The following is a 24,655-nucleotide window of genomic DNA, read 5'->3' as shown; positions in this document are numbered from 1 at the left end:
AAAATCTAGACTAAAAATATACGCTATTCTTTGGATAAAACACGTTTATTCAATCAAGTACCTGCCCAATGATTTGATTAACTACCGAATACTTGGTGGATTCCACGAAGCCGATTGAAAAGGTCTGAACGGTTGTTAAATGCTTGGTGGTTTGTTCTCCATTTTGTCTGCCAAATCCCAATACGGTCATATCTTTTCGATACACGTAATTATCAGAATGTTCATCGTCTTCATGATGCAGCATATATAACATTCGTGGCGCATTTTCATCACCAAAGGCCATCCATTCTGGCGAAGGCAAATCGCCATTAAAAGATTCCTCTATGGGATGCTTTTTCTCTTCTGCCGAGGAAAACCAAAAATCTGTAGTGTCCATTTCTCCTCCGGGTACCCCTTCATATTGTACCCAATAATAGTAACCGTCACTAATCTTGGTCATGGTAAAATCGCAGCGGTCAGCATAAAAATCCCATTGACCTTCCCATTTCCCATTATCCGAAGTAAATACAATTTGAATATGGTCATTCGATTCAATCTTCACAACTGAAGAAGAAGGGTTGGTTTTTGCATTCATTGCATGAAAATAACTACCGTCTTGTTTATGAATGGCATTTGGAAAACCCCTGTATTCACCTTTATGAGCAGAACCTTCTATGTTATGAAAACCAATCCAATCTATGCCATCCTTGTCTAACATACTGGATAAGCCACCGCCGGATTTTTCAAGAAAATACGTTGCCACGGGAGTAGTAATAATATACGCCTCTCCGCCACCTGCCGATTCATCTATGCCATGAGAAAGCAATACCTTTTGCTCAGTACACGAGCCACAGCATGAAATTAAAAACAATACTAGTATGACTTTTATCAAATTCATATCATTAAGCTTTTGTAGTGGAGAGATTACTTTTGGCACTCCTACGTAATAAAAAGCCAATCATAAATATAATCAGCGAACAAATCACAAACATCATTCGCCCCCAAACCGGATTGGGAATCAGTGTCATTAATAGAATCCCTACACTCATGGTCATGACCATACCTCCTAGTTTTCTTCTTTGTTGTTTATCCACAGCATCTTGTTTATCATCTGCAATAACGGGCCGTTGCAAATCTTCAAAAAAGCGATCGGTTTCTAGTTTGTTTGTATCCTTTGCTTCATTATAAAATAAAGAGGTTGCCCAGAAAAAACCAGCGGTTATAAATACATGCCCTGCAATGGTCAAAATGATATTCATATCAATAATTTCCCTAGCTGTTAGCGATTCGATACCGAATAAGCCAGCGCAAACTTCTGCGGTAAAGACATTCATAACCAGCCAAGAAACAAGAAAGCCAACAGCAATTGTTGCCCACGGAGCCCATTTGGGTGTTTTTTTCACAACAATACCAACAACCAAAGGCACCATCATCGGTACTTGAACCATGGTTGAAACGGACATCATCAATTCAAATAGGCTTAATTTTTTAAGGGAAGCAAAAAATAACGCGGCGGTAATAACACCGATTCCACTTATAAGACTTACCAATTGGCTTATTCGTAATAGTTTCTTGTCACTTCTTTGTTTGCTCCTTTTAGCTAGAAAAGGTTGGTAAATACTTCGGATAAAGATTCCTGCATTTTTATTTAGCGCAGAGTCCATGGAAGACATGGAGGCCGCAAAAAGTCCTGCCATTAATAGTCCGACGGTTCCAATGGGCATCGCATTGCGAGCAAATACAAGATAGACCGCATCTGCCGCCTTGTTCCCTAATTGTGCATAATCTGCCGGAGCATCAGGGTACAACGTAGCTGCGGCCCATGGGGGAATAAACCAAATAATACTTCCCACCCCCATAAGGGTCATGGCCAATAAGGCCGCTTTACGGGCATTGAAGGAATCTTTTGCATTGAGCCATCGAAAGGAATCGTGAAGATTCATCATCGTAATTATCTGCTTCGGTAAAAAGAAAATGAAAGTTCCAAATAATATCAGGGGGTAGTTCATATTCGGACCTATTAGAAATCCTCCTGGAAAATTTTTGACCAAGTTCACAGGACCATCTACCATCACCAATGCTACTATCGCGCAGGCGATTGAAACGACCGCCACTACCAAAGTTTGAACAAAGTCGGAAGCAACAACTCCCCAAGCTCCTGAAAGTACCGACACAAAAAGTACGGTCAAACCAATACCAATAATGGTAACAGAGATATCTGCATCAAAAACTGCACTGGTAAAGACCCCTAATGCATTTAACCAAACTCCTGCATTTAAAAAGGAAAAAGCAATCAACGCCCATGAAAAAAAAGTTTCGTTCTCAGGACCGAAGCGTCTTTTGATTCCTTCAGTAGGCGTATCTACCCGCATTTGTCGAAACCGATGTGCGAAGAAGGCATAACCACAAAAGAAGGCAAAGGTATTTCCGATATACACGGCAACTATAGCAAACCCGTCGGCAAATGCCTTACCTGCTGCCCCGGTAAAAGTTACGGCTGAAAACTGTGCCATAAAAGCGGTAGCTCCTACCATCCACCACAACATTCTACCACCACCTCGAAAATAATCGCTAGTAGACTTACTTGCCATTCGTGAAAATACCACCCCAATTGCAAGGATCAATACAAAGTAAATTGCAATTACGATATAGTCGTAGAACATAGGGTTGCGGGTTTATTGCAGATGAATAACATCTGTCCAGTTGTCATTCTTTCTAATGATATCAATGAGTTGTTGGTACTGACTTCCTTCTTTAAAAGTTTGATACGGAGCAAAAGCTTGTCCTTCAATATCTTTTACAAATTCGCGAGCTAAATATTGCCAATTGCGCTCCGTATCTCCGTCAACTTTTGGTTGGTCGTCGACAATATCTTGGGGTAATGGCAGCTCTTGCCAAGTTTTACTTTCATCCCATATATACAAAGGCCCCATACCGTAATGACCTTTAATGTAGACAGCTCCCTTCGTGCCATAAAATACAATGTGGTCTTCATTAAATCTAGGGTTTAGTCCGCCGTGTTTAAACAATACAGAAACCGGTTTTGCGGCAAATTCACTTTCCAGTTTTGCCATCACGGTATACGACCATTCCACATTACTTTCTCCCCATTCAAGATTAGGGTCATTTAAATCTTTAGGAATGTAGTCTCGTCGTGTTTTAAAATTATGTACACCTTTTACAATAGGCGCTTTCCCCAAGTCATCACGAACCTCTCCGATTATCGATAGAATCTTTTCACCGATTACCGAGGTGGCAATCGACATCATATGGGTAAAGTTGTTATTCAAACGACCGCCTCCATCCTCCTTTCGATGGGACCATCCGAAGGGAATATCTCGCTCTAAATGGAAGTGTGACATAAACTCGGCTTCAACAGGTTCGCCAATTGCACCATTTGCTACGAGCCGTTTCGCATGCAAAACATGCGGCATATACCGAAAACTAGATGCAAAGGCAGTTTTTACATTTTTCGTTTTGGCAAGTTCATACAGTTTTATAGCAGAATCTCCATCAACGGTTAATGGCTTATCGCTATAGACATGGCAACCGAATTCAATGGATTGCTTAATCGTTTCATAATGCGCCCCACCAGGAGTGCCTATTGAAACAATATCAGGTTGGCATGCTTCCAATGCTTCTTGCCAGTTTGTGCCCGAAAAGGGTATGTCCATTTTTTGTGCCACCTCGGCCACTACATGAGGTGTTCTACCAACAATGCCTACCACTTCAGCACCTACTGCTCGAAAGGCATCTGTATGTCCTTGTCCTGCAAATCCAGTTCCTGAAACAAGAACTTTTAACTTTCTATTCATTTTGAGCTATTTTTTTACCAGTTCCATAAGGTACCGTCCTCCAAACGATTTACAGGAAGGTAGGACCTCTTGTAGGGATGCTTCTTTGCAGCTTCCTCGTCAAAATCAATACCCAATCCCGGTTGGTCATCCATATATAACAAACCTTCTTTCATTTCAACTTGATATTGAAAAACTTCGTTTATCTCGGGCGTACCAAAACCGACAAATTCTTGAATACCAAAATTGGGAGCCCATAGGTTAAAATGCATGTGCGCCATCAAACAAATGGGAGATAAATCAGGTGCTCCGTGGGGTGCGGTACGCACATGATATAAAGAAGCAAAATCCGCCAATCTTCGCAGTGCGGTCAAACCGCCTCCATGTGTCGCCGCGGTGCGTACATAATCTATCCATTGGTTTTGTATCATCTCTTTGGCATCCCAAAGGGTATTGAACTTTTCCCCTGTCGCCAAGGGGATATGTGTTTGTTCCCTAAGGATTTTGTAGCCTTCCTGGTTTTCCGTAGTAACGGCATCCTCTAAAAACAATAGCTGGTAAGGCTCCAATAATTTCCCCAATCTAGCCGCTTCAATAGGCGTTATTCTGCTATGAACATCGTGACATAGTTCTATCTCGTAACCAAACTTTTCCCTAGCCTTCTTAAAAAGTTCAGGAATAAAATTGAGGTACTTCGTCGTCGACCATTCATTTTCTGGCGGTAAGGGTCTGTTGCCTTGCAATTCGTAATAATTCTTTTTTCCTTCCATGGTACCATACGTACCTTTAGAATTTGGAAGCGCGCATTGCAATCTTACTGCTTTGTAACCTTGTTTAATATAGGCTCCCAAATTGCCTATAACTTCATCTATCGTCTCCCCATTGGCATGTACATAAACCGTTACTCCTTTTCTACTTTTCCCACCAAGCAATAGATAGACGGGCATCTTAGCCAACTTCCCTTTAATATCCCAAAGTGCCATATCAATAGCGCTAATCGCAGCGATACTAATAGCTCCATTTTGCCAATAGGCTCCTTTATACAGGTACTGCCAAATATCTTCGATTTGATGGGCATCCTTCCCGATAAGACAGGGAACAACATGTTCTTCTAAATACGAAACCACCGCTAATTCCCTACCGTTGACTGTACCATCGCCCAGTCCATATGTGCCGTCTTCAGTGATAACCTTGACTGTAACGAAATTGCGGCCCGGGCAACAAACAAAAACTTTTATTTCTTTTATTTTCATCCTGATATCCCTTTTGATTCCAACTTGCTTTTTTTGTATTTCTTTTTAAAAATAAATCCGACCGTAAGCATAATTCCACCGATGAAAACGAAACATAGTCTTCCTGTTAGATCGTTCGGAATTAATACCAATGCCGATAGGAAAGTACCATAAACCAGGCACATATTTCCTAAAATCTTGAACTGTTGCATATCATAACCCTTATGACCATGTTCCTTTTCATAATCAATAGGGGTATTGATTTTTACGAAAAATTCTTTGACTTCTTGAAGATAGGTTTCCGGGGAAGTATTTCTAAATAGACGCGCACCTAAGAACCAGAGACTACAGAGTACAATTACCGCGAACACATTTGAAAAGAACATAACATCAATTAGTTCACGATTAGACCAAGGGGTATCCACACCTATGAATTCTAACAATATTTCAGGGCCAATATGTGTTTGGATAATGTAAGAAATCAGCATGCCCAATAAGACGGTCGACCATCCGGCCCATCGTGGTGTGTCTTGGAAAACCATACCCCAAGTCAACGGAATCATAAAGGGAAGCGAAATCATTGCCCCAAGTCGCATGTTGATATCGAACAGGTTTATTCCTTCTAATTCGCTAAAGAAAATTGCTGAAAGAATCACTAAACATCCTAAAACCACCGTGGTAATCAAAGAGACCCGAAATAATTCCTTTTCGTTTGCCGATTTTCTAAGGATGGGTTTATAGAAGTTACGCACAAAAATACCTGCATTGCGATTGAGCGTACTATCCATAGATGACATCGTAGCCGCAAATATGGCACATATCATCACGCCTATCATTCCGACTGGAAGCAATTCAATTCCCATTGCCAAATAAATACCATCTACGGCTTTTTCGCCTAGTGGTTTAAGAGCTTCAACTGCTGATACATCTGGAAATAGAATTGATGCGGCCATTGGAGGTATAAACCAAATAAAGGTTACCGTAAAAAATAAAATAGAAGCCATTAAGGAAGCCTTTCGAGCTTGATTGGAATCCTTGACCGCTAAAAAGCGATAGCCATCATTGGTGTTATTCACTGAAAAAAACTGTTTGCAAAAGGAGGCGATGAACCAAAGCCATACGATTTTACTATCGGCCAGCTCTGACCAATTGTATTGTGAGGTAGGCAGTTGCTCTAGAAAATTTCCCACCCCACCTAATTCTTTTAAGGATAAAAAAGCTAAGATTATGGCGACCGGCACCATAATCATCAACTGCATAAAATCACTGGCAACTACTGCCCATGAACCGCCTAAGAGTGTTATAAATAGTACTGTTATACCTACTGCAAGTACGGTCATTTCCATACTAACACCAAAAACAGTTGAAACGATAATCCCCAAACCATAGAGCCAAACGCCGCCATGAATTACTCCAAAAGGCACCACAAGCCAAGTAAAAAATTGTTCATTTACCCTTCCAAAACGCTCTCTGACCACTTCAATAGCTGTAACTACTCTGGTCTGGCGGAAACGCTTTGAAAAATAAAGGAAACTTATAAAAAAACCGACTCCATTGGCCATATAGACCACAAAAACAAAAGTGCCCGTTTCGTAGGCCTTTCCAGCGGCTCCGGTATAGGTAACCGCGCTAATAAATGACATAAAAGTAGTTGCCCCTACAAGCCACCAAAGCATACTTCCACCCCCACGAAAATAGTCACTGGTGTTCTTGTTCATACGCTTGAACACCACACCTACGGCAATCATCAAGAGAAAGTAGGCCGCAATGACCATGTTGTCGTAAAAGGAAATCATATGTGGCTGGTTCAATTATTTTCATTTCTTCGCTTAGCGAGGAAATTAATTCCGTGTAGGCTCAGTCGCCGCTCCTACCGTAGCTTCTCTAAACCAAACCTCAGCATAACTACCGTTGGCATATTGTTTGGCAATGTCGCCACCATAAATTTCTGAGTTGGTGGACTTGGCATTCGCTTGATTATAACAACCTTGCTTAAAATACTGAATCTCGCCGGCATAGGCGGTATCACGTTCTACGCCACCACCTTTTTCTCTATTTGCGTATACTTTCAGTACCTGTTCTGGAATATCTTTTCTAGTCGCAAAATCGGATTTCAATAAGTTCTTTGCGAATTTTTTTACCTCACGTCCTTCGGTGGTAAAAGTCAAATGCATCATACCCTTGTAAACGTTTACCTCATAACTAAACTCTTCGCCTAAAGCAATGCCATCTTCAGGTTCTTTCGGATATTCATTCGCACTTGAACCAACATCAGAAAAATTATAACCCCAAACGGCGGTAGAATAATCAAATCGTCCGATATTATCTCCTTCTGTATTGATTTCATAGTTCCAGAAGACGGACCCTTTTTCATGGCCAGGAAATTTTTTATAGTAGATTTTCAAGGGTTCATTTTCATGCCCTTCATCACTATGTATCTGTCCGATAACGGTTGAAAAAGATGAAGCTTTGGTAGCATCTCCGGTAGTCGACACATGCATTACTTTTAAAGTCCCTTTTAGTTTGCCACCCGTTTCAGGAATCCAATGTGTTTTTTGACCCAGCTCTGTTCGTGTGTTGCTTGAAGTTCTTGAAGTAATTCCGGCGTTCGGAGTTTTATACACGACCCAATGGGTTTCTCCATCATTTTCCACATAGAAAAAGTCTTTCTTTTCAAAATTCATCAAATCTTCAGAACGTGTACCATCTCCACAAAGAATTTTCCATTCATCCATAAACGGAATAACATCACTTGGGTATTTTTTTTCAACTTCACTCTTATCAGTTGCTTCAGAAGTAGCTTTAGAATTGTTTTTACAAGCAACTAGTCCTAAAAGTATAATCACGGTAAAGACTGCATTCTTCATTTTAAAATAGATTTTCTTGAATCTGTTAGTACATTAATTTCATCACTAAATTTTCTTCCGTTTTTAGTTGCCCTGAATTAGTTATACTGTTTTCAGATTCCACGTTATTTTTTGCTCCCCATAAAATAGATACAAATTGTACTGCATTGTTTTTGAATGTGTTTTTAGTGATGTTCACATTTATAATTCCGTTATGGTTTAGTAACCTTTTGTTTTTCTCTTTTGCGCCACAATTCGTAAATGTGCTATTAGTTACCAAAAGGTTGCCACCAATGGTAGACTCATCATAGCCACCTCTGTAATAATCGACAACGTTTTGTTTAACGTTGTCGAAATTACAGCTGTTAATGGTTAAATATTCTGTGTTATAATCGCCTTTGTCATTTTTTTCTTCAGATAATTCTATGCCGTTTTCACAATTAGAAATCGAAGTATTTTCAAAAGTTATGCGTTCAGCAAAAGATTCTTTATAAGCCTTCAAGACATAGTTAAAATTGCTGATTTCAGTATTAGTAACCGTTAAGCCAAAATGGTTGGACATATTTTCTTTTAAACTAGCAAAAGCATAATTCGAATCGTTTCCTTTTAAAACGACATTGTTTACGGTTAACTTTCCATAAGGTTGTAATGAAAATAATGGGGTATTCGCTAATCCCGCATAAACAAGCTGTGCTTTTCCTTCAGATTGAATGGTAATTGATTTATTAACTACCAGAGATTCATTTACTGTATATACTCCTGCAGATAACGCAATAATATCCCCATTACTGGCTTCATTTAGTTTCGTCTGTAATTCTTCAGCCTTAGTTACCACATGTGTTACCGGTTCTCTTGCCTCAACTTCATTAGAATACCAAGAAGCACCATATTTTGTTTTATCTAAAATATTTGGGTTGGAAACATTTTTACCTGTTATAGCGCCAATGCTCTTGTCCTCTTTTCTAGAAACTCCCAATAAATCAGTTTCAATCGTATTAAAATCAAAGCCCTCAAAAGCTTCAAAATCATCGGGTATTCCTACAGGAATGAATATATTATCAGTTAACGGTCTGAGCTCTAATGAAGCTTCAGTTATACCTCCGTCAAAATCTTTAAATTTCACACCTTGATTATTGATGATGTTATTTTTGAAGGTTACACCATCTGCTTTATCATTTTCAACTACAATAGATTCCAGACCTTTTTCATTGTATACAATATTATTAGCAACTGTAGTTCTAATTGCCCTAGCCGAACGGATTTCAGATTTTGGCAACACATCAGATTGGGCTAAATTTTGCCCAACACCAAATTGCCAAGGCGAGGCACAGTTAACATAAGTGTTATAAGCCACCACTACATCGGTTACTTGATTGTACCGGTTTAATGGAGACTTGGGAATACCATTCATTACTGCCAACGGACTTCTAAAGCTTTTTCCTTTTAGTCCATAGAAATAGTTATTGACTACCCAATGGCCCGTATTAATGATTCTAATTCCCCCATAATTTTCGTTGACACCATCTCCAATAAAATAATTTCCGTCTACCGAAACGTAGTTACCATGTCGAGTTACTAAAGAACCTTCACTTTTATAGAACACGTTATTTTTAAATACATTGAAATTGGTTTTGCTCGAAATAACCTCTACTTCTCCGTTGCATTCTTCAAACAAATTATTGGCAACTGTTGTATGACTTGGCGACATAGACGTGTAACTATCACCTAATTGAATAGTTTCTCCACTTGGACCACCTTTAACTGGACGTGGGCCAAAATGATTGTTTATGATTTGATGGTAATTGTTTATGCTTTCAATACCCGCTATACTAACTCTTACGGTTGGACCTCTATTTGTTTTTCCTGCGATGTAAGAATTGCTCAACTCATTATGTCGCCCCCAAAACTGGACCCATAAATCACTATCATCCCTTTTAGGCTTATTAAAATCTTCTATTACACAATTGGAGACTTTGCAGTTGTTTGAAATTTCATCTGGCGCATCTTTATGGCCTATTTTAAAATCGATGACTGCATTAGATGGTGAAAATCCATTTTTAAAGTACAACCCTTCTACCACTAAATATTCCCCTCCAAATTTTAAATAAGATTGCCCTTCAATAGTAACCTTGCCAGGCGTTTCAGCAGAAATTGTTATGGGATTATCTTTTGTCCCTTTTCCTCTAAATTTTATTTGAACGTCTTTCCAAATTCCATTCGCTAACACAATGTTATCTCCGGCTTTGGCACTATCTATAGCTTTAGTTAGCTCATCTGGATTATTTACCTTGATGGCATTTAAATTTGATTTTTCACTACACGCCAGAAATAAAAAAAGTAGCGCAATAACAGTTAATGATTTCTTCATTTTTTATGAGGTATATTCTTCGTTTTAAGAGAATTATATTAACAGTATAAATTAACAATTCAAATTCAAAAATTGGTTAACCAGTTTGGTTTACCAAAAATACATATATTTGTAAGACCCGCAAGTTTTTAACATAAATTATACTGATAAAAGTACACTTGATTATGAAAAATGACAAAGAGGGTATATCGAGAAGAAATTTCACAAAGTTATCGGCAGCTGCATTGGGTAGTATTCCACTAATGGGCTTTGACAATTCTCTCCTTGATTCCCTGCCAGGCAATAAAGATGACATCCAGGTAAATTTGTTCTCTAAACATTTACAGTTTCTCGATTATAATAATATGTCCGAAGCTGCGGCAGAAATTGGGTTTGATGGCCTTGATTTAACCGTAAGGCCAAAAGGTCACGTTTTGCCGGAACGCTCTATTGAGGATTTACCTAAAGCAGTTGAGGCTATGAAGAAGTTTGGTTTACAAACTACCATGATGACTACCAACATTATCGATTCAAATGACCCTCAGAGTAAAGAGGTTCTTGAAACGGCAAGCGCCTTGGGATTGACACATTATCGTACAGGCTGGTTGACCTATCCTGAAAAAATAACGATTCCGGAAAGTATTGAAGTCCATGCACAAAAATTAGCGGCTTTGGAGACGCTGAACAAAAAATTAGGATTATACGGTGGGTATCAAAATCATTTTGGCAATCATGTCGGTGCCCCAATTTGGGATATTCCAGAAATTTTAAAGAAAACATCTTCCCTGCATATGGGCTGTCAATATGATATCCGACATGCCATTGCAGAAGGTGGTGGTAGTTGGCAACTTGGTCTTCGCCTTGTTCAATCCTATATCAATAGCATAGATATCAAGGATTTTAAGTGGGGACAAAAAGATGGAAAATGGCAGCCAATAAATGTTCCGTTAGGAGAAGGTATAGTTGATTTCGATTCCTATTTTAAATTGCTAAAAAAATATGAAATTAACGTACCAATGTCACTTCACTTGGAATACGATTTAGGAGGGGCAGAACATGGTGATTCTAAAATCACGATTGATAAAAAGGAAGTTTTTGCTCAAATGAAAAAGGACTTGACTTTTTTAAGAAAAGCATGGCAACAAGCTGAATAATTTTAAGCAATAGGGTAAAATATCATGGCAGGAGCATCAAAATCTACAAAAGAGAAGTTAAAAAAAGTGAGTACGGCAACCATCGCAACATGCCTTTTTAAAAAAGGTTTGAAAAATCAATTCATTCAAAACGTGAAGCCCCTCAAACTAGGCAAACCAACAATGGTCGGTGAAGCATATACGCTGAGATATATTCCTGCGCGTGAAGATTTAAATCCGATTTCGGTTTTTAAAGACCCGAAACATTTGCAACGGGTTGCGGTTGAGGAATGCCCAGAAGGGGCGGTCTTAGTTATAGATAGTAGAAAAGATGCAAGAGCTGCTTCCGCAGGTTCTATTTTAGCAACTAGACTAATGAAGCGCGGTGTTGCCGGATTAGTAACCGATGGTGGTTTCAGAGATTCCGCTGAAATTGCAGATTTAGATATGCCTTCATACCATAATAGGCCTTCTGCTCCAACAAATTTGACCCTACATCAAGCTATCGCTATTAATGAGCCTATTGGATGTGGGGATGTTGCGGTTTTTCCAGGGGATATTTTGGTCGGTGACGACGACGGAGTTATGGTCATTCCTGGCAATATAGCAAATGAAGTAGCAGATGAATGTTTGCAAATGACTTTGTATGAAGAATTCGTTTTTGAACGTGTTGCTAGAGGAGAAGCAATTATTGGACTCTATCCCATAACTGATGAACAAGTTATATTAGATTTTGAAACTTGGAAGAAAAGGTAAATAACCTCGGGCCAAGCCCACGAGGCATTGGATGGAAAATTAACATTGATTTCGACCAAGCGTCGGAGCATTTAAAATCTCGATTATCGAGCAAAAAGCCCTAAAAAATTAGGGCTCATATTTTATTTATCGATAGCTTTTAGTTGGTATGTGATTGCGATAGACTGTAGAACGTAGCTTGTACGTAGTCGTCGGCGTTACCCGTGTTGTTTTGATTGTAAACACCTGCTTTGAAATACATGTACTGACCACCTTGGTCATACCCACTCGCACTCATATCAACATATTGTTCCACGTCTTCTTTGCCTTCTCTTGAAATTGTCACCCACATATCATTACCAACGACTTTTACCTTATAACTAAAAACTTCATCGAGTGCAATTCCGTCAGCTGGATTCGACGCAGAACTAGACCGACTACCAATCATTTCAAAATAGGTGTCATCTCCTTGATTTAATTCATGCGCAAAATAAATTGACCCCAATTCATTATTCGGTAGCTTTCTATAATAAATACGAATTGGCTCATCATCATTCGCGTGAATTTGGCCAACTATTACCCTACCCACTTGACTGCTACTACCTGTAGTTGTAACATGGTTTACCGCAAGAGTTGCATTTAACTCACCATCATATCCGCCCGCTGCAGTGATATCAATTGCCGGGGCACTGCCAAAAACCCAATTGTTGCCATTGACACCCTGAGTACTTATCGAGGTATTACCAGCGCGCAACATTTCGCGTAGTTCAGTACGGGTATAGGATGTATTGGTCGATGTTTTAAATCCGTCTACAAAGCATTTGAAAACCATGCCTCCGTCATCCGCTGTATAAAAATACGTTTCGTTTTGATAGCCAGCGTTCAATTCCACTTCCTTTATGTCATCTGCCGTACCACTGCCATCTTCATCTGTGGGGATACTAATTTTCCATTGTGAAAGATCAAAATTATCTGATGGCGGAACGTTGTCAGAAGGTTCTGGCTCAGGTTCCGGTTCTGGTTCTGGCTCTGGTTCTGGTTCTGGTTCTGGTTCTGGCTCCGGCTCAGGTTCTGGCTGCACCGTTGTATCAATGTCGGGAGTTATTCCCGAATCATCTGAACCACATGAGAAAATGGTTAAAGCAAGCATAAAAAAGAATACACGCATCATCATAATTATCAACTTCTTCATTGAAAAATTCATTAAGCAATTATTTATTATCTGATTGGAAAACACTACAAAGCACTTTCACAAAAAACATTCCATTTTGCTACAAATACACTCTCATAACGAAATAAATATCGTTTAGGTATTCTTTGCAATTCGAATTCTATTAGAGCGAAAAGATAAGATTTTGAAATAATCTTATCTGGTAATTTTAATACTATATTTAGCAGTTAAGCTATGTTCTGGCAGATCAATTATTAATTCGCAATGGCATTGCTATCTTGATAAACAAAAAAACCAGTTCAAAAACTGCACTGACTTTTGTCGGGATGAGAGAGCTAATTCCATCATCACAATATTTTAACTATCAGTAATTTATATATTTTATTTTAAAAGATTAACCGAACTCAAATTCGGTTTAAAATGGCACTATTCGATGCAAATTTTATGCGACTATTACTATACTGAATTGCATAATAAATCGATATAAATAATCATCTTATATTATTTCTATTGGTACTTTATTGATTTTATAAATATCGTAAAATAGAATTATTTGAAACTAAATACTTTCAAATTTTACTGAAATGTAGTAAAGCAATTTTCCTTCTCACTTCCTGTTAACTTCTTTTTTTCATCTTGTTATACGAACTGTATCCGTATGATAATTTCCTATATTGGTGGCTAATGAATAATTGGCACATACATATTACTGGAAGAGTACAAGGAGTAGGGTTTCGGCCGTATGTATACCGATTAGCTGCCAAACAGAAACTGAACGGAATAGTATACAATGATCTTAATGGAGTGCATATTGAATTTTTGGCTAGCAAAGAAGTGGCAATTCCGTTTTACAAAAAACTAATTGAAGCTGCGCCCACTTTGGCGAAAATTACTGGACATGAGCTTTATGAAATGGATGACCGAAGTTTTGAAGGCTTCCAAATTTTACAAAAAAAAGAAGCAAAAACTGCGGCAATGATGCTTCCGCCAGATTTTGCCATCTGCAAAAACTGTCGAAAAGAAGTCTTGAATAACTCTAATCGAAGGGGATATTATTCATTTATTACTTGTACGGAATGTGGCCCGCGCTATTCCTTAATCAAAAAACTCCCTTTTGAAAGAGAGTGTATTGCAATGGATGATTTTAAAATGTGTCCGACTTGTGGTGAGGAGTATTCAAATCCAAAGGATAGACGATATCATTCCCAGACCAATTCCTGTAGTGATTGTGGGGTTCGATTAAGCCTGATGAACAACTTAAGGGAGGAAATTGAACCCGATTCGAAATTGGTAATTAAGAAAGTTGTTGCTTTATGGAAGGAAGGAAAAATTGTAGCAATCAAGGGGATTGGAGGCTACCTCCTAACCTGTGATGCTTCTAATGCGGAAACCATCAAAATCTTAAGAAAACGGAAACACAGGCCTTCAAAGCCATTTGCATGCATGTATCCCAATGCATCCTACGCCGAACAAGAGCTTATAATTTCCGCTACTGAAAGTAAATCGCTCACCGGCGAAGTAGCTCCAATTGTCCTATTACGATTGAAAAAGAAACAAGCCAGCATTGCGCTAAATGATGTAGCACCCGGTCTGGACCAAATAGGTGTAATGTTGCCCTACACTCCTTTATATGAACTTCTATTACAAGCATATGGAAAACCAATAATTGCAACCAGTGCAAACCTCAGCAATGCTTCCATTGTCTTTGAAGATATAAAAGTGTTTTCCGAACTAGCTGGTATTTGGGATTATGTGCTTAGCAATGATCGTGAAATCGTAACATCTCAAGATGATAGCGTACTGCGTTTTAGCTCAATAAAAAAGCAACCGATACTTATCCGAAGATCCCGAGGTTTGGCACCAAACTATTTTGGTCCGATATCAAATTGTGAAAGCAATACAATCTTGGCAATGGGTGCTTCTCAAAAAAGTGTTTTTGGATTGCTTTTCCAAAGCTTGTTTTATTTAAGTCAGTATTTGGGGGATTTAGCCTTTTTCGAAAGTACTGAGAGTTATAAAAGAACGCTTAGGCATTTCATGAACTTGCTGAATTGTCAGCCTGAGGTAATCCTCGTTGATATGCACCCAAATTATTATTCCACTGAATATGGGAAACAGTTGGCGACTACCCATGGAGCAAAACTCGTATCCATACAACATCATTATGCACATTTCGCAGCAATTTTATCGGAACATGAACTACAAACTAAACCGGAAGAAGTCCTAGGAGTCATTTGGGATGGAACCGGTTACGGTGATGATGGTAATATTTGGGGCGGTGAATTCTTAACTTTTGAAAGTGGTATGATTAATCGCTTGGCCCACCTGTCTTATGTACCTGTAATTCTGGGTGATAAAATGGCCTTAGAACCTAGGATTTCGGCCTTGGCCCATTCTTGGGAAAATACAAAGGCTATGGATATTTTGAAAGAAAAATTTAGCGAACAAGAATGGAAGATTTACCGAAAAATACTAGCTAAGGGTCAATCTACAAAAACATCAAGTATGGGGCGCCTTTTCGACGCCGTTGCATGTTTATTGGGAATTATGGATACCCAAACCTATGAAGGAGAAGCTGCTTTACAACTCGAAACATTAGCGCAACGGTATTTCGAACAAAGTAATAAGGTTGAGGAGACGAGTTATGTTTCCCAAATATCGTATATTGAAGAAGTGCCTGTCAATGAAATTATAGAAGGTGTTGTGAAAGACCTCAAATATGGCGTAGGTATCAATCAGATTGCTTATCAATTTCATTACTCTTTGGTGAAGATGATTGAAAATGTAGCGTTAACAACAAATAATGAAAAAATAGCTTTTAGTGGCGGTGTTTTTCAAAATGCCCTACTGGTTGATTTAGTACAACAGTTTTTAGGTGACAAGTTCGAGCTATATTTTCATAGAGAAGTATCGCCTAACGACGAAAACATTGCATTGGGGCAATTGGCCTATTATCAAACTACAAAAAGAGATGAAATTTCTAAGTGAATACCGAGATGCCGATTTGGCAAAAAAATATTTAGATGAAATTCGTGCTACTGTTACGCAGCCATGGAATATCATGGAAGTTTGTGGGGGCCAAACCCATAGTTTGGTGAAAAATGGCATTATGACCTTATTGCCCGACGAAGTGCAAATGATCCACGGACCAGGTTGCCCGGTCTGTGTTACTCCATTAAATTTAATTGATAAAGCCATATACCTAGCGGAAGAAAAAGATGTTATTCTTTGTTCTTTTGGTGATATGCTTCGTGTGCCTGGTTCAAAAAAGAGTTTGCTCCAAACTAAGGCTGCAGGTGCTGATATTCGTATTTTATACTCTCCTTTAGAAGCTGTACAATTGGCAAGTGAAAACCCAGATAGGGAAGTTGTCTTTTTTGCGGTTGGTTTTGAAACAACAGCTCCGGCTAACGCGCTTTCGATTGATAAGGCTGACGACCTAGGCTTGACAAATTATTCCATCTTAGCTTCCCAAGTTTTGGTGCCGCCTGCAATGGAAGCGGTTATTGAAGATGAGGAAAGCAAAATAGATGCCTTCCTGGCTGCTGGCCACGTATGTACCATTATGGGAATGGAGGAATACTATCCTTTGGTAGCCCACTATAAGATACCAATGGTAGTAACGGGTTTTGAACCTGTTGACCTTTTACAAGGCATTTTACTTACCGTTCAGCAATTAGAAAAAGGTGAGGCTTTACTGCAAAATCAATATAGTCGGGTGGTAAAGCCCGAAGGTAATCGTAAAGCTCAAGAACTTCTTCATAAAATTTTCGAAGTAACCGACAGAGAATGGCGGGGTATCGGAAACATTCCGAAGAGTGGTTTTGAATTGCGTTCGAAATATGCCTCGTTCGACGCAAATCTTAAATTTAGTATTGATATTCCAAAGGTTGAAGAACCAAAAGAATGTATCGCTGGCCTTGTGCTTAAAGGAATTAAAAAACCAATGGAATGTTCGCAGTTCGGAAAAAAATGTACGCCCCAAAACCCAATGGGCGCACCGATGGTAAGTTCCGAAGGGGCTTGCGCTGCATACTATCACTTTAGCGGGGCAATAGAAACTATTTCGTAACCTTCCCTATTTAAAAGAATGTCCAAAACTCATTTAAAAATGCAATTACAATGTCCGATGCCCAAATTGGACTTCGATATTATTACACTCGGTCATGGTAGTGGCGGACTTTTGACCAACAAACTGCTAGATTCTGGGGTTTTTCATCTCTTTGATAATGAACAGTTGCAACAACGACATGATGGGGCAATCCTGGAATTAAAAGGCAAGACTGCTTTTTCAACAGATAGTTTTGTAATCTCCCCCATTTTTTTTCCTGATAGTAATATTGGTGAGTTGGCTGTAAATGGAACGGTAAACGACTTGGCCATGTGCGGTGCAGTGCCAAAGTATCTTTCGCTAAGCTTTATACTGGAAGAAGGCTTAGAAATGACTGATTTTTGGGAAATTCTGGTCTCGATAAAGTGGGCTGCTGAACAGGCTGGTGTACAAATCGTGACCGGAGATACAAAAGTTGTTGAAAAGGGAAAGGGAGATAAAATATTTATAAATACCAGCGGCGTAGGTCAAGTGCATGACAATGCAAAAATTTCATTAGAGCATGTTAGACCCGGTGATAAAATCATTGTTAGTGATTCTATAGCGACTCATGGGGTGGCCATCATGTCCGTCCGGGAAGGTCTTGAGTTTGAAACCACCATCAAAAGTGACACTAGATGTTTAAATCATACGGTAACTGCGCTGTTAGATAATTTTGGGGAGGACATACACCTGCTAAAAGATCCGACACGGGGCGGGTTGGCAACTGTTCTTAATGAAATCGCAAGAGATGGAAATCTAGGAGTAGACCTAAATCAAAAACACCTGCCCATACAAAAAGAAGTAAGTGCCTTATGTGAATTACTTGGTCTAGACCCGCTCTATGTGGCCAATGAAGGTATTTTTATGGCAGTAGTCAAAGCTGAGATAGCAGAAAAAGTTGTGGATAAACTACGAAAGATAGAGCATTGTTCAAATGCAGCAATTATAGGTGAGGTTGTAGAGAATCATATAAATCAGGTAGTGATAACAAGCGCTATTGGCGGCAAACGAGTGGTAAGTATGTTGATTGGAGAACAGCTGCCACGCATTTGCTAAGCTGTTCTCTCAGGTTTGTTTATTTTTTATATATTGATAGGCTCTAAATAACAAACCAAATGAAAAACTACACTATTCTCGCACTATTTGTGCTCGTACACACCTTTTTTTATGGACAAGAGCAGACTCAAGACACTATAAAAATAGCTCCAGTCGAAGTTACCGCACTAAGATCCTCTTCTCCGCTTAAGAATTTACCCGTTAACGTAGTTGTTGTCAATCAACGAGCTATCCTAGAAACGCAACCGCCGTCGGCTACGGAAATTTTAAAATACATACCCGGTGTTGTTGTTCAAAACGATGGTGGTATTACAAGTACTCCCATTATTAGAGGTTTATCAAGAGAAAGGGCTCCCATACTTATTGATGGGAATTCATTTGTAGGAGGTCGTATAAGAAGTTATGCTTTAATAGATCCTTGGCAAGTAGAAAGGGTTGAGGTTATTAAGGGTCCAGCTTCAGCATTCTGGGGAAGTGATGCCGTAAGCGGACTTGTTAATGTCATTACCAGAAAGGCGGAAAATGGGTATGGAAAAGACTTTAAGGTAGGTGCCAGTCTGTATGGGGGTTATCAATCTGTGAATTCCTATTCCAGAGGGCGACTTGAAGTTGAAGGAAGAGGTAATGGTTTTGATTTTTTGATAGGTGGCGGTATTCGCGATGCTAGTAATACTGATACTCCCGGTGGCGAAATTCCAAACAGTCAATTTAAATCCAATTACTTTGATTGGAACATTGGATATTCTCCAGCAGAAAATCATCGTTTTGAATTCAGCGGTAAAATTTTCAAAAATGAGGATGTTGGTTTTCCAGGAGGACTTGGGGCACCTGGGCCACCAATTCGCGTCCGATTATTTTCGCCAGATGAGCAGACGGGTTACAACTTTAATTATACCGGTAAAAAGCTATCAAGTGTAATTGAAGAAGTAGGATTTAGTGCATACTTCAAACAACAACGGTTGCATATAGATCAGGTAACCAACGTGCGTTTTCCGAATACAATGAACGTTAATCGAAGAATTGATGTTAATCTGGATGTTGATGTGGATTTTGGAGGCATCAAAGCCTTCACTGCACTTCGCTTAGCAGAAAACTCTAAGTTGACGGTAGGCGCAGATTATCTCAGGGAGCATCGTTTCGGAACCAAAAGAGAACTAGTCGTCGATATTTTTAACCCTATGGGGGTACAGGTAAATCAGGTCGCGCCACCACCAGGGCAAATACAGCCAGATAGCTACGCTACATCAATAGGTATTTTTGCAGTGGAAGAGTGGAAGGTCAGTGATGCCGTTGATTTACTAATCGCACTTCGTTATGACAACGTAAAGAACGAAATTGAAAGCGAACCATTTTTTATTCCTGCTATAGCTAGTTTATATAATGCCGATAATAGTTCGGATAATAATAGTGCTTTAACAGGTAACATAGGAGCAAAATTTCACGCTTCAGAGAAATCAGATTTCTCTGTCAATTTGGCGAATTCTTTTAGAGGACCTGATTTATTTTCCAAATACAATTTTGCAGATGGTGTAATTCCCAACCCAGATCTCGGTCCAGAAAAAGGAATTTTTTATGAATTGGGTTATGCCTATGATAGTGACAATTTTGACTTCAATCTAAATTTTTACCAAAACTTTGTCAATGATCTTTATGTGCCCGTAAGTGTGGATTTTCAAGGCACACCTAATATTCAAAATCAGGCGATAGGTAAAGCCAAACTCACCGGCCTTGAGTATCAACTGAGTCACACTATAGGGAAATTGTCTAGTGTTTTCTTGACCGGTTCCTATATCAGGGGTAAAAATGAGATTACAAATGATGATTTGGCCTTTATGCCAGCCAATCAAAATATACTTGGTTTTCAAATTCGAAATAATAGCGATACTTTTTTCGGTCGATTTGAGACCGTTATTGTTGGTGAACAAGATAAGCCTGCTCCTACTGAACGCGAGACGGACAGTTATAATCTTTTTAACCTAAGTGCCGGGTTTAATCTTCATAATTTATTTTCAAATTTTCCCTATTCGAAGTTTGTGCTTTCTGTGGATAATCTTGTCAATGAAGAGTATCAGAGTCATGTTTTTAGGGGTACCCCTGGAAATCAAACCCGTTTCCTTGCTCCGGGCCGCAGTATAAATGCGCAACTAATCATTCGTTTGGGCGTGGCAGGAAAGCATTAAATAAGGAATGAGCAATACGAAGCAAAAAATATTAAAATCGGCTATTGCGCTTTTTAATGAAAAGGGACTCATCAACGTTCGACTTCAACAAATTGCCGATGATGCGGGCATCAGTGTAGGAAATCTTGCGTATCATTATTACAGTAAAAAAGCTATTATTCAAGCAATAGACGCAGAGTTGGGTAATGAATTAGAACCATTGTTATCAATTGATCAAAATTTTCCTTCGCTTATCGATTTTGACAATCATTTAGGCCGCTATTTTTTTCTACTCAATCAATATTCGTTTTATTTCTTAGATCTGCTTGAAATGGAGAGAGCGTACCCTAAAATGCATTCGAAACGGTTGGAGTATATGGAGAAAATGATTGCTCAAATCCATGCATGGCTATTGCTCAATATGGAAAAAGATATTTTGAAGCCGGAAAAAGGGGAACACCATTATTTACATACTGCGGAATCGATTTGGATGATTATTACATTTTGGCTAACGCAAAGACAAGTCCGTGGGAAGACTGAAATTGGAGAAGGTCATTTCAAGGAATTTATTTGGAATCAATTGATTCCATTACTTACGGAAGCAGGATGGATAGAATTCGAAGCAGTGATACTGCCACAATTAAAATTTCATTTAGATGAGTCAATATCGTTGGATTTCCGTAAATTAACCTAGCATTAAAACCATATTCATGTGTTTAGCAGTTCCCGGAAAAATTATAGGCTTTGTAGATAATATCGAAAGTGTTTTCAAGATAGGAAAAGTCTCTTTTGATGGTATTGTAAAAAAAATTAACCTTGGTCTGGTACCCGAAGCCAAGGAAGGCGATTATGTACTGGTTCATGTGGGTGTAGCTATGAGTGTGGTCGATGAAGAAGAAGCTAAGCGCACCATGGATTTTCTGTTAGGAACGGATGATTTAGATGATATTCGGCCCGACGACGAATAATAATACCTAATTCAAATTGTATGAAGATAGCAATAGCTGGCAAGGGCGGAGTTGGTAAAACCACAATAAGTGGAACACTTTGTAGGATTTTTGGAGCCAAAGGCGACCAAGTACTCGCTATTGATGGTGACCCAAACCCGAACCTTTCGATTGTGTTAGGTATTGACAAATCGGACGCTGGTCCTCCAAATTTGAGTACTGACATTATTGAGAGAGTCGAGACCGAAGATGGTAAATGGAAATTTCAGGTGAAGATTCCTTTTCAAGAAGTTTTGGAAACCTATGGGCAAAAGGTAACGGATAATGTAACCTTGCTTATGGTAGGTAAACCCGAACAAGCAGGTACCGGTTGCTTGTGCGGTCCTAATACCGTAGTTCGTGAATTGGTCAATGCTGCAATGACCTCTGAAGAAGGTCAGGTTATGGTTTTGGATACAGAGGCATCTCTAGAGCATATGACAAGGGGTACTTCAAAGCACGTAGATAAAATCTATACCGTTGTTGAGCCTTACTATAGGTCTTTGGAAGCAGCCTCACGATTTGCTGAAATGGCAGAACAACTGGGTATTGGTCAAGTAGAGGCCATTGCCAATAAGGTACGCACCAAGGAAGATGAAATGGCCATACGCGAGTACTGTGCTAAAATCAATCTCCCAATCGCGGTGTTTGTGCCGTTTGACGAACAGGTAACCGCAGCCGATCTAAAAGGAAAGTCTGTTATGGATTTCGACCCTGAGGCTAAAGTAGTAAAAGCTTTAGAAAAATTACGTGATTCTATCCTCGCTGGATAACCCTATTTTATCGGTCTGCAATTCCCAAAGAATTTCTTCTATTGAAAAATTCGTCTGGCAATTCACTATCTAAATTTACATCTGAATAAACATATTCATCCATAACCTTGCCGTTAGGCCAATACCTTGTCCACCGGTGGCTAAATGTTATTCCGTCAACGGTTTTATGATCTGTCCAATAAATTTCTTCTGGACGAATTTCGCCTTTATCTGACTTATTGTAATATTCAACTTTGTGAATCAATTTATCCTGAGGGTCAACATAAAATCGCCAGCTATCCTTCCCTACCGTACGGTCATACGAAATATCAAGCAAAGTCGGTTCTTTTCCCGAACCACCTAACAAATTCAACTCGGCAATATTGAATCCCGTTGATGCCAAACTAGCATTCACGCCACTATCTTTTAGCTTGAATGGCATTGAAAATCTAAAAAATGCCATCGAAGAAGCACATTGCGGGTCGCAAAATTTAGAATCGCACATCATTCCTTCATCCTTAGCTGCAATCATTGGGTCCACCGTTTGGTTGTCTTTTGTTGCCCAAAATCCTTCGTCATCTTTACCTACAACTACTTCGCTATCGTCAGAGCCAACAGATTTTACTTGTAGCTTTAAGCCTTCTTTTCCTCTTTTAAAATAAAAAGTCTCCTCAGTAGACTTTAACAATTCTCCCGAATCGTCATACAAATTATGCGTGCGTGTAAACTGTCCATGTTCAATACCTTTCCATGTATCAAGACCACCTGCAGCATCCACAATTTCATCAACAAATTCAGCTCCTGTAGGCTCCCTCAAGAAGTTTTCCCAGGCATAAAATCCACCAGCAATTAAAGCAAGTAGCAGTGCCCCTGCAGATAATAATTGCATTCGTTTTATGGTAATGGGTTTTACCAAATCTTTTACCTGCAGATTAAACCACCAAGGAATTTTTTCTTCGGATTTCTTCTCAACTTTATTAGGGCCCTGGGGTGACTTAACTTCCTGATTCATAATATTCTATTTATACTCTAAAGTTACAAAATTTGTGTTTAATACTAAAAGATTACGATGCGCTCAATAATTTTAAATGTTCTAAATTTTTATGGACAACCAGCTTAGCAATTTATCTATAGCTTTTGGAATTGCTTCGGTGACCACGGTTGTCATTCCTATTGCGAAATCATCATGTTCTGCCGCTTCGCAACCCAGAATATAAACTTCAGCAGGCAATACCTTCAACGCTTTCGCCAGCATTAAAGCCCTAATGGGGTTCGTGTAATGCATGTCCGCCAAAAAAACCCGTTTTTCAAAAACAGGCATCTCCTCAATATCAGACACCTTTTCCATTTCCCGAAAATAGATATGTCCGGCTTCTTCCCCCCAAGCCACAGCATCTACTAGAACCAAAATATCATAACTTGCGTGCAACTCTTGCACCAAATGAATACCTCCAATACCCACTTCCATGACCATGATGTTATCTAAGTGAGCGACCTTGGGTCTAAATATTTTAGCAAATTCAATCCCAAAAGCATCATCTTGCTTTAATTCATTTCCAACACCCGCAATGAGGATTTTTTTCTGCACTTTTCAAAAGTTCTAATTATCGACCTGAAACAGGTTTTCGGGGAATTCCTTATCAAACTTAATATTGGTATTACTGTAAATTGTTTTTAGGTAAGTAGTTTCCATAATTGCATTAGAAGCATAGCTTTTTCTTTCCTTGGTAATTTCTATGCCGTCAACTTTTATAAAGGTCTCATAATCAGTATATGAGAATCCCTTTCCGTGGTCTAAAAAATTTGCCTCAAATTGATAATTATCCTTATTTAAAAAGTAATACCAAGTGTGCATTCCTCCTGCGCTTCCAGCTCCCTTTTCATAGGTAACCTTGAGCTTATGTACTATTCGATTATTTGATAATGTATCAATCCCTTCATAGTTTAATATAGTCCCGGGAGCTTTTAATTTAAATGGCATGCTTACCATATACTGAGAACCGAATGAAGAATTCCAGGCAATATTTACTGAAGCCTTGTCATCTTGAATTTTCCCGTTCAGTAATTTCCATGACTGCTTGCCATTATTGACTATTTCATGTTTGTTCCCATCTTGTTCCCAGCTCATATTCGCTTTAAACGAAGGTTTTAATTGGTACTTATGTACCTGCGCCACAGTCCGAATCAAGTTGCCTATGGAATCATAGCTTTGAATATTTTTCGTATAAGTCAACGTTTTTTTGGAGGCCCATTTGTCCATACCCCCAGCATGATTTATGGCTTCATTGACCAGTTTTTCAGCTTGGTTCAATTCACGATTTACCTGTTTGGGTTTTATAGCTTCTTCTTTGACTTCTCTTTTACAACTCAAT

Annotated in this window: 20 protein-coding genes; 9 read left to right on the top strand and 11 right to left on the bottom strand. The window is 39.0% G+C overall.

What is annotated here, in order from left to right; translation table 11 throughout:
• Window positions 1-49: 49 nt before the first annotated feature.
• Genes FEE95_RS09505 through FEE95_RS09475 form a run of 7 tightly spaced genes read right to left on the bottom strand, consistent with a single transcriptional unit; the run spans window position 50 to window position 10,219 of the window.
• Window positions 50-877, bottom strand: coding sequence for a hypothetical protein (locus FEE95_RS09505; protein WP_138657709.1), 828 nt, complete (start codon window positions 875-877; stop codon window positions 50-52).
• A 4-nt stretch (window positions 878-881) separates the two neighbouring features.
• Complete coding sequence (locus tag FEE95_RS09500) at window positions 882-2,642, bottom strand: sodium:solute symporter family transporter (protein ID WP_138657708.1); 1,761 nt, start codon at window positions 2,640-2,642, stop codon at window positions 882-884.
• Window positions 2,643-2,654: 12 nt separating this feature from the next.
• Window positions 2,655-3,794 (bottom strand): Gfo/Idh/MocA family protein, encoded by a 1,140-nt coding sequence (locus FEE95_RS09495; protein WP_138657707.1) that lies wholly within the window; start codon window positions 3,792-3,794, stop codon window positions 2,655-2,657.
• 14 nt (window positions 3,795-3,808) lie between these two features.
• Window positions 3,809-5,026: a D-mannonate dehydratase ManD gene (gene manD, locus FEE95_RS09490; protein WP_138657706.1), complete on the bottom strand. Its 1,218-nt coding sequence runs from the start codon at window positions 5,024-5,026 to the stop codon at window positions 3,809-3,811.
• Window positions 5,023-6,801, bottom strand: coding sequence for a sodium:solute symporter family transporter (locus FEE95_RS09485; RefSeq protein ID WP_138657705.1), 1,779 nt, complete (start codon window positions 6,799-6,801; stop codon window positions 5,023-5,025). The genes manD and FEE95_RS09485 overlap by 4 nt, the downstream gene beginning before the upstream one ends.
• A gap of 45 nt (window positions 6,802-6,846) precedes the next feature.
• Entirely contained in the window at window positions 6,847-7,872 is a 1,026-nt protein-coding gene (locus FEE95_RS09480; protein WP_138657704.1) for a polysaccharide lyase family 7 protein, read from the bottom strand.
• A gap of 25 nt (window positions 7,873-7,897) precedes the next feature.
• A complete protein-coding gene (locus tag FEE95_RS09475) occupies window positions 7,898-10,219 on the bottom strand; it encodes a chondroitinase-B domain-containing protein (RefSeq protein ID WP_138657703.1) in 2,322 nt (773 codons plus the stop codon).
• Between the two features lie 164 nt (window positions 10,220-10,383).
• Here FEE95_RS09475 and FEE95_RS09470 point away from each other — a divergent pair, with 164 nt between their 5' ends.
• Window positions 10,384-11,352 carry a sugar phosphate isomerase/epimerase family protein gene (locus tag FEE95_RS09470; protein ID WP_138657702.1) on the top strand — a complete coding sequence of 323 codons (969 nt, stop codon included), beginning with the start codon at window positions 10,384-10,386 and terminating at the stop codon, window positions 11,350-11,352.
• Between the two features lie 24 nt (window positions 11,353-11,376).
• Window positions 11,377-12,087, top strand: coding sequence for a ribonuclease activity regulator RraA (locus FEE95_RS09465; RefSeq protein ID WP_138657701.1), 711 nt, complete (start codon window positions 11,377-11,379; stop codon window positions 12,085-12,087).
• Window positions 12,088-12,226: 139 nt separating this feature from the next.
• Here FEE95_RS09465 and FEE95_RS09460 read toward each other — a convergent pair whose 3' ends face one another.
• The gene (locus tag FEE95_RS09460; protein WP_238474545.1) at window positions 12,227-13,258 is read right to left on the bottom strand and encodes a polysaccharide lyase family 7 protein; all 1,032 of its coding nucleotides are present in this window, start codon (window positions 13,256-13,258) and stop codon (window positions 12,227-12,229) included.
• A gap of 663 nt (window positions 13,259-13,921) precedes the next feature.
• On the opposite strand from FEE95_RS09460, the gene hypF reads away from it, so the two are divergent.
• Genes hypF through FEE95_RS09425 form a run of 7 tightly spaced genes read left to right on the top strand, consistent with a single transcriptional unit; the run spans window position 13,922 to window position 22,304 of the window.
• Window positions 13,922-16,225, top strand: coding sequence for a carbamoyltransferase HypF (hypF, locus tag FEE95_RS09455; RefSeq protein WP_138657699.1), 2,304 nt, complete (start codon window positions 13,922-13,924; stop codon window positions 16,223-16,225).
• Window positions 16,209-17,309, top strand: a complete 1,101-nt coding sequence (gene hypD, locus FEE95_RS09450; RefSeq protein ID WP_138657698.1) for a hydrogenase formation protein HypD — start codon at window positions 16,209-16,211, stop codon at window positions 17,307-17,309. Before hypF ends, hypD begins: the two co-directional genes overlap by 17 nt.
• A gap of 39 nt (window positions 17,310-17,348) precedes the next feature.
• Window positions 17,349-18,386 (top strand): hydrogenase expression/formation protein HypE, encoded by a 1,038-nt coding sequence (gene hypE, locus FEE95_RS09445; RefSeq protein ID WP_238474544.1) that lies wholly within the window; start codon window positions 17,349-17,351, stop codon window positions 18,384-18,386.
• A gap of 59 nt (window positions 18,387-18,445) precedes the next feature.
• Window positions 18,446-20,566: a TonB-dependent receptor plug domain-containing protein gene (locus FEE95_RS09440; RefSeq protein ID WP_138657697.1), complete on the top strand. Its 2,121-nt coding sequence runs from the start codon at window positions 18,446-18,448 to the stop codon at window positions 20,564-20,566.
• A 7-nt stretch (window positions 20,567-20,573) separates the two neighbouring features.
• Complete coding sequence (locus FEE95_RS09435) at window positions 20,574-21,239, top strand: TetR/AcrR family transcriptional regulator (protein WP_138657696.1); 666 nt, start codon at window positions 20,574-20,576, stop codon at window positions 21,237-21,239.
• A gap of 16 nt (window positions 21,240-21,255) precedes the next feature.
• The gene (locus tag FEE95_RS09430) at window positions 21,256-21,513 is read left to right on the top strand and encodes a HypC/HybG/HupF family hydrogenase formation chaperone (RefSeq protein WP_138657695.1); all 258 of its coding nucleotides are present in this window, start codon (window positions 21,256-21,258) and stop codon (window positions 21,511-21,513) included.
• A 20-nt stretch (window positions 21,514-21,533) separates the two neighbouring features.
• Window positions 21,534-22,304 (top strand): ATP-binding protein, encoded by a 771-nt coding sequence (locus FEE95_RS09425; RefSeq protein WP_138657694.1) that lies wholly within the window; start codon window positions 21,534-21,536, stop codon window positions 22,302-22,304.
• Between the two features lie 7 nt (window positions 22,305-22,311).
• Here FEE95_RS09425 and FEE95_RS09420 read toward each other — a convergent pair whose 3' ends face one another.
• The 3 genes from FEE95_RS09420 to FEE95_RS09410 form a co-directional block, all read right to left on the bottom strand.
• Window positions 22,312-23,295 (bottom strand): DUF6503 family protein, encoded by a 984-nt coding sequence (locus FEE95_RS09420; RefSeq protein WP_138657693.1) that lies wholly within the window; start codon window positions 23,293-23,295, stop codon window positions 22,312-22,314.
• Window positions 23,296-23,376: 81 nt separating this feature from the next.
• Window positions 23,377-23,871: a hydrogenase maturation protease gene (locus tag FEE95_RS09415; RefSeq protein ID WP_138657692.1), complete on the bottom strand. Its 495-nt coding sequence runs from the start codon at window positions 23,869-23,871 to the stop codon at window positions 23,377-23,379.
• 12 nt (window positions 23,872-23,883) lie between these two features.
• Complete coding sequence (locus FEE95_RS09410; protein WP_212748430.1) at window positions 23,884-24,654, bottom strand: DUF6503 family protein; 771 nt, start codon at window positions 24,652-24,654, stop codon at window positions 23,884-23,886.
• Window position 24,655 lies beyond the last annotated feature (1 nt).

Source organism: Maribacter algarum (ex Zhang et al. 2020) (genome assembly GCF_005885635.1).
Classification (GTDB): domain Bacteria; phylum Bacteroidota; class Bacteroidia; order Flavobacteriales; family Flavobacteriaceae; genus Maribacter_C; species Maribacter_C algarum.
Note: the sequence above shows the minus strand (reverse complement) of the source record. Positions and strands in the feature narration are given on the sequence as shown.

Excerpts from the sequence above, each read along its gene's own strand:
- FEE95_RS09430 (WP_138657695.1), top strand. The coding sequence starts at position 21,256 with ATGTGTTTAGCAGTTCCCGGAAAAATTATAGGCTTTGTAGATAATATC.
- FEE95_RS09500 (WP_138657708.1), bottom strand. The coding sequence starts at position 2,642 with ATGTTCTACGACTATATCGTAATTGCAATTTACTTTGTATTGATCCTT.
- hypD (WP_138657698.1), top strand. The coding sequence starts at position 16,209 with ATGAAATTTCTAAGTGAATACCGAGATGCCGATTTGGCAAAAAAATAT.
- FEE95_RS09485 (WP_138657705.1), bottom strand. The coding sequence starts at position 6,801 with ATGATTTCCTTTTACGACAACATGGTCATTGCGGCCTACTTTCTCTTG.
- FEE95_RS09495 (WP_138657707.1), bottom strand. The coding sequence starts at position 3,794 with ATGAATAGAAAGTTAAAAGTTCTTGTTTCAGGAACTGGATTTGCAGGA.
- manD (WP_138657706.1), bottom strand. The coding sequence starts at position 5,026 with ATGAAAATAAAAGAAATAAAAGTTTTTGTTTGTTGCCCGGGCCGCAAT.
- FEE95_RS09465 (WP_138657701.1), top strand. The coding sequence starts at position 11,377 with ATGGCAGGAGCATCAAAATCTACAAAAGAGAAGTTAAAAAAAGTGAGT.
- FEE95_RS09470 (WP_138657702.1), top strand. The coding sequence starts at position 10,384 with ATGAAAAATGACAAAGAGGGTATATCGAGAAGAAATTTCACAAAGTTA.
- hypF (WP_138657699.1), top strand. The coding sequence starts at position 13,922 with ATGAATAATTGGCACATACATATTACTGGAAGAGTACAAGGAGTAGGG.
- FEE95_RS09425 (WP_138657694.1), top strand. The coding sequence starts at position 21,534 with ATGAAGATAGCAATAGCTGGCAAGGGCGGAGTTGGTAAAACCACAATA.
- FEE95_RS09440 (WP_138657697.1), top strand. The coding sequence starts at position 18,446 with ATGAAAAACTACACTATTCTCGCACTATTTGTGCTCGTACACACCTTT.
- hypE (WP_238474544.1), top strand. The coding sequence starts at position 17,349 with ATGCAATTACAATGTCCGATGCCCAAATTGGACTTCGATATTATTACA.
- FEE95_RS09420 (WP_138657693.1), bottom strand. The coding sequence starts at position 23,295 with ATGAATCAGGAAGTTAAGTCACCCCAGGGCCCTAATAAAGTTGAGAAG.
- FEE95_RS09505 (WP_138657709.1), bottom strand. The coding sequence starts at position 877 with ATGAATTTGATAAAAGTCATACTAGTATTGTTTTTAATTTCATGCTGT.
- FEE95_RS09480 (WP_138657704.1), bottom strand. The coding sequence starts at position 7,872 with ATGAAGAATGCAGTCTTTACCGTGATTATACTTTTAGGACTAGTTGCT.
- FEE95_RS09460 (WP_238474545.1), bottom strand. The coding sequence starts at position 13,258 with ATGAAGAAGTTGATAATTATGATGATGCGTGTATTCTTTTTTATGCTT.
- FEE95_RS09475 (WP_138657703.1), bottom strand. The coding sequence starts at position 10,219 with ATGAAGAAATCATTAACTGTTATTGCGCTACTTTTTTTATTTCTGGCG.
- FEE95_RS09435 (WP_138657696.1), top strand. The coding sequence starts at position 20,574 with ATGAGCAATACGAAGCAAAAAATATTAAAATCGGCTATTGCGCTTTTT.